The organism is Mycobacterium sp. TH-M116 (assembly GCF_057473685.1).
The window spans coordinates 1-1,780 of record NZ_JBYCLC010000178.1 but is presented as its reverse complement, the minus strand read 5'-3'; the positions used below and the strand labels follow the sequence as shown (position 1 = coordinate 1,780).

1 protein-coding gene and 1 pseudogene are annotated in these 1,780 nt (G+C 68.7%); both read left to right on the top strand.

Annotated features, from left to right (window positions below):
- The first annotated feature begins 284 nt into the window (after positions 1-284).
- A complete protein-coding gene (gene pgfA / locus AC2VOK_RS09120; protein WP_428900185.1) occupies positions 285-1,568 on the top strand; it encodes a cell envelope lipid trafficking protein PgfA in 1,284 nt (427 codons plus the stop codon).
- Positions 1,569-1,588: 20 nt separating this feature from the next.
- Positions 1,589-1,780 (top strand): annotated as a pseudogene (locus AC2VOK_RS09115) (hypothetical protein); the annotation flags it as partial.

Below are 1,780 nucleotides of genomic sequence, written 5' to 3'. Positions count from 1 at the left end.
CCGTCGGTCATCATCCCGTCGGTCATCATCCCGTCGGTCATCATCCCAGTGTGCCGGTGACGGCTCGCCGCGTTCCGTGTGCACCCCGCTACCCTGCTCCTGGTTCCCGCCGGTAACCGCACCGCCGACTGCTGCGTGGCGTCAGGTTCCTTCCGCACCCGGGGCCCGACGATCTGCTGTTAGGGTCAAACCGGTTAGCCTGCTGCTCGGTCCGGCCGGCGAGCCCAGGGAGCATCGGGGCCTTCAACGGACCACGACATGGACCACGAGGAGGGCACGGCAACGTGAACCGGGCAGTCATGTTGCGATTCGCCGCGTGCGGGATCATCGGGTTCGGAGCCGCCCTGCTGATCGCCGCGCTGTTGCTGTCGACGTACACCGGCAGCAGGATCACCAAGGTTCCACTCGACATCGACACCACGCTGGTCAGCACGGGCACCGGCGCCGCGCTCGACCTCGGATCCCTGTCCACGGACCATCTGGTGACCAACAAGAACGTGCCGCTGGTCTCCCAGCAACAGATCACCGTCGAGTCGCCCGCGAATGCCGACGTGGTCACGCTGCAGGCCGGGTCGACGGTCCGGCGCACCGACAAGCAGAAGGACAGCGGGCTGCTGCTGGCGATCGTGGACACCGTCACCCTCAACCGCAAGACGGCCATGGCCGTGTCCGACGACACCCGCGCCGGCGGCTCGGTGCAGAAGCCCCGCGCGTTCGGCGACGACAACCCACCGGCCGCTATCCCGCTGCGCCACGACGGGCTGTCCTATCGGTTCCCGTTCCACACCGAGAAGAAGACGTACCCGTACTTCGATCCGATCGCGCAAAAAGCGTTCGACGTCAACTACGACAGCCAGGACGACGTCAACGGGCTGACGACGTATCGGTTCACGCAGAACATCGGCTACACCAGCGCCGGCAAGCTGGTGGCTCCTGTCGTCTATCCGTCGCTGTACGCCGGCAACGAGGACGGCAAAGTCACCGCGTCCGCGGCCATGTGGGGCGTGCCCGGCGAACCCGGCGAACAGATCACGATGACGCGTTACTACGCCGCGCAGAAAACCTTCTGGGTGGACCCGGTGTCGGGAACCATCGTCAAGGAAGTCGTGCACGCGAACCACTACTACGCGCGCGATCCGCTCAAGCCGGAACTGACGCTGGTCGACTACAAGGTCACCTCCGACGAGGACACCGTCGAATCACAGGTCAACGCCGCCCGCGACGAGCGCGACCGGCTGGCGCTGTGGTCGCGGGTGCTGCCGATCACCTTCACCGCGACCGGCTTGATCGCGGTGATCGGGGGCGCGCTGCTGGCCTCGTTCAGCCTGCGCATCGAGAGCGCGCTGACCGATCCCGGCTTGGACCGCGGCGACCAGGAGTTCTCCGGCGGTGGCGCCGACGAGCCCGTGCCCGGGGCCGAAGCCGAAACCGAGAAACTGCCCACCCAGCGCCCCGACGTGGATCACGCGCCCGCCGAACCGGACGCGCCCACCCTGGCGTCCGACGAGTCGTCCGAATCGGAGTCGGCCGCGCCCGATGAACCCGGCGGCGCGCCCGAGCGGGAATAACCCGGCTCGGGCGGCTCACCGTGCGCTGGACCCGGCCCGGGTACGCGCTGGCCCTGGCGCTGCTGCTGACCGCACCGTTGCTGGGGCCGGGGTATCTGCTGCTGCGCGACGCGGTGTCGACGCCGCGGTCCTACCTGTCCGACGCCGCCCTGGGATTGGCGTCGGCCCCGCGGGCGACGCCTCAGGATTTCGCGGTGGCGCTGGCCTCGCGG